General features: G+C 65.4%; 1 protein-coding gene. It reads left to right on the top strand.

From position 1 onward, the window contains the following. Positions 1-6: 6 nt before the first annotated feature. Positions 7-1,393: ribonuclease E/G (locus C0481_RS21815; protein WP_293407846.1), on the top strand; the 1,387-nt coding region annotated here is incomplete at its 3' end.

Here is a 1,393-nt window from a genome sequence, read left to right as displayed (position 1 = left end):
CCCAGAATGCCCAACAAGATGTTAATCGACGCCACCCACCCGGAAGAGACCCGGGTCGTCGTGGTCCGCGGCAATCGTGTCGAAGAATTTGATTTCGAGACTGCCCAGCGCAAGCAACTGCGCGGCAATATCTATCTCGCCAAGGTGACGCGGGTGGAGCCGTCGCTGCAGGCGGCGTTCATCGAATATGGCGGCAACCGCCACGGCTTCCTCGCCTTCAGCGAAATCCACCCTGATTATTACCAGATCCCGGTCGCCGACCGTCAGGCGCTGATCGAGGCGGACGAACGCGCACATCGCGAGGCCGAGGAAGAGAGCGAGAACCGCTCCAACAATCGCCACCGCGGCCGCTCGCGTCACCGCAACGCCCGCCGGCGCGGCCATGGCGACCGCGTCCAGAGCGACGTCATCGACAACGCCGTCGATCCTTCGCAGGCGACCCAGCCCTTGTATGAGGGAGAGGACCATCCGCACGAGCACGACGGCGCGCAGGCGGGTGAGGCTCCGGCGCACGACATCGAACATCACGAAGATGCCGCCCATCACGACCACGAGGCGCACGACCGTCCCGTGCAGGCTCGCGAAGAGGGCCCGTCGCATGATCATGAAGGCGATCGCGATGCGTCCGGTCATGAAGACCACGCAGCTGTGGCCAGCGATGCACCGGCTGCAGAAGCGCAAGCCGATGCTGCCGCTGCCGTGGCGGAACCGGTCAGCGTAGCCGCGCTCGTCGAGGCCGAGCATCACGCTGAACCGCGGGATGAACACCACGACGATCGCCATGACGCCGAGCAGGCGCAGGAAAATGTCGCCCATGCCGACGACGTGCCGCATGTCGAGCACACCAGTGACGAATACCCCGCCGTCCAGCAGGAAGAGCATGCCGCCGAAGGCGAGGACGACCACGACGATGAGGACGATGGCGAAGACGCCGAAGAGGAAGAAGTCGTCGAATCCGTCGGCGGCGACGACGTACTCGAGGAAGTGCCGGAGCGCGCCTTCCGCCCGCGCCGCCAGTACAAGATCCAGGAGGTCATCAAGCGCCGCCAGGTGATGCTGGTTCAGGTCGTCAAGGAAGAGCGCGGCAACAAGGGCGCTGCACTGACGACTTACCTGTCGCTGGCCGGCCGCTATGCCGTGCTGATGCCCAACACCGCCCGCGGCGGCGGCATCAGCCGCAAGATCACCTCGGCCCAGGACCGCTCCCGGCTGAAGGAAGTGGTGCAGGACCTCGACGTGCCGGAAGGCATGGGGATCATCCTGCGCACCGCCGGCGCCTCGCGGACCAAGCCCGAGATCAAGCGCGACTTCGAATATCTGATCCGGATGTGGGAAACCGTGCGCGACATGACGCTGAAGTCGCAGGCCCCCACCCTCGTCTACGAGGAAGGCT

The sequence above is a fragment of the Phenylobacterium sp. genome (assembly GCF_013822795.1).
Taxonomy (GTDB): domain Bacteria; phylum Pseudomonadota; class Alphaproteobacteria; order Caulobacterales; family Caulobacteraceae; genus Phenylobacterium.
The sequence above is the reverse complement of the archived record's forward strand: the minus strand, read 5'-3'. Positions and strand labels throughout refer to the sequence as shown.